Origin of the sequence: Nocardioides ureilyticus (assembly GCF_051280745.1) — a bacterium.
In the GTDB taxonomy this organism is placed as follows: domain Bacteria; phylum Actinomycetota; class Actinomycetes; order Propionibacteriales; family Nocardioidaceae; genus Nocardioides.
Genome location: NZ_JBNCOG010000073.1, coordinates 1 through 1,914 on the forward strand (window position 1 = coordinate 1; position 1,914 = coordinate 1,914).

Sequence of the window (1,914 nt, forward strand, 5' to 3'; positions counted from 1 at the left end):
ACAACCAACCCACCACCCCCCCCCCCCCCCCCCCCCCCCCCCCCCCCCCCCCCCCCCCCCCCCCCCCCCCCCCCCCCCCCCCCCCCCCCCCCCTGGGCAGCACGGGGCGGAGGGGCGATGCTGGGGTCATGGAGCCCTTCGCCGACGTCCGCGAGCAGTACGCCCGGTTCGCCGAGGAGGCCGACGACTCCCCGTGCTTCCGCGACTGGGCCTCCTCCGTGGCCGACGACCCCGCCGTGCTCGACCTGCTGGCGGGGCTGCCCGCCGGCAAGGCCCAGCCCAACCTGGTGTTCGCGGCGGCGCGCTGGCACGGCGTGCCGGCGCCGGGGCCGTACGCCGCCCTCCGGGCCGCGCTGCTCGGCCCGGCGTGGGCGGCGGTGCGGGCCACGGTGCTGGCCCGCCGCACCCAGACCAACGAGGCCGGGCGCCTGGCCACCCTCGTGCCGGCCCTGACCGCGCTGGAGGAGGACCGGCCGCTCGCCCTCGTCGAGGTCGGCGCGAGCGCCGGGCTGTGCCTCTACCCGGACCGGTGGGGGTACGCGTGGGAGACGCCGGACGGGCCGGTGGTGACCGGGCCCGAGCCGCGCCTGCCGTGCCGGGTGGAGACCCGCGGGACGCTCCCGCCGTTCCCGGAGCGGCCACCGGCCGTCGCCTGGCGCGGTGGCCTCGACCTGCACCCCCTCGACGTGACCGACCCCGACACGACGGCCTGGCTGGAGACCCTGGTCTGGCCCGAGCACGACGACCGTCGTGCGGTGCTCGCCCATGCCGTCGAGCTGGCCCGGGCCGACCCTCCGCGGCTGGTCGAGGGGGACCTGCTCGCCGACCTCCCTCCGCTGGTCGAGCAGGCGGCCGAGCACGGGCCCGTGGTCGTCCTGCACAGCGCGGTCGTGGCCTACCTCCGCGGCCCGGACCGCGAGCGGTTCCACGACCTGATGACCGGTCTGGTCGCCGAGGGCGCGTGCCGGTGGGTCAGCAACGAGGCGCCGCAGGTGCTGCCGCGGGTGACCGCGACGGGTCCGGAGCCACCCGACGGGCGCCGGTTCGTGCTCGGCGTCGACGGCCGGGCGGTGGCGTGGACCCATGGCCACGGCCGGTCGATGACCTGGCTGTGACCGGTGCCGCGGACAGCTGACCCGTCAGGTCGGTGCCCCGAGCGTCGCCGCCAACCGCGTGCGTGAGGTGATCCCGAGCTTGCGGTAGACGTGGGACAGGTGCCACTCCACCGCCTTGACCGTCACGACGAGCGTCTCGGCGATCTGGCGGTTGGTGAGCCCGTCGGCCGCCAGCTGGGCGACCCGGCGCTCGCCGGGGGTCAGCACGGCCAGCGCCTCCCGGTGCGCCCGCCTCGGGCTCTCGCCGAGCCGCTCGAGCAGGCGGCGCACGCGGCCCTGGAGCGGCCAGAGCTCCTCCCGCCCGGCGTACGCCTCGGCGTGGCGGAGGAGGACCCGTGCCTCCTCGGCCGACTCCGGGCGGGGGTCGAGCAGCAGCAGGCCCGCGAGATCGGTGTCCACCTGCGCCGCCAGCCGATCGGCGCGGACGCCGTCGAGGCTCGCGCGGGCCCGCCGCAGCAGCCCGAGCCGGCCGGGGCCGGCGTCGGTGGCGGCGAGGGTCCGCAGTGCGGTCGCCACGGCGTACGGCGAGCCGGAGGCGCGGGCCACCTCGAGGTGGGTCGCAGCGTGCTCGACGGCCGGGCGCCGCTGGCCGGCACGCAGCAGGGCGAGGGCGGCACCGGCTCGCCAGGGCAGCGCGGCCGCGTGCACGGGGTCGTCGCCGACGAGCTCGCCGGCGGCCGCGTAGTGCTGCGCCGCGTGCGCCGGCTCGCTGAGCGCCGAGGGGAGCTCGCCCCGGGCCTGGTGGGGGACCCCCGCCGAGTCGTCCCCCCCCGTCAGCAGCTCCCGCACGACCGCCACC

Annotated in this window: 2 protein-coding genes; one reads left to right on the top strand and one right to left on the bottom strand. The window is 78.9% G+C overall.

Translation table 11 applies throughout. The features are described from left to right. The first annotated feature begins 128 nt into the window (after nt 1–128). Nucleotides 129–1,115 carry a DUF2332 domain-containing protein gene (locus tag ACSMHG_RS19495; protein WP_435748242.1) on the top strand — a complete coding sequence of 329 codons (987 nt, stop codon included), beginning with the start codon at nt 129–131 and terminating at the stop codon, nt 1,113–1,115. 24 nt (nt 1,116–1,139) lie between these two features. On the opposite strand, the gene ACSMHG_RS19500 is transcribed toward ACSMHG_RS19495, so the two are convergent. After that, the coding region (locus tag ACSMHG_RS19500; protein ID WP_435748244.1) for a LuxR C-terminal-related transcriptional regulator at nt 1,140–1,914 on the bottom strand (775 nt) is incomplete at its 5' end.

Coding starts and splice junctions, on each gene's coding strand:
- ACSMHG_RS19495 (WP_435748242.1), top strand. CDS start 129: ATGGAGCCCTTCGCCGACGTCCGCGAGCAGTACGCCCGGTTCGCCGAG.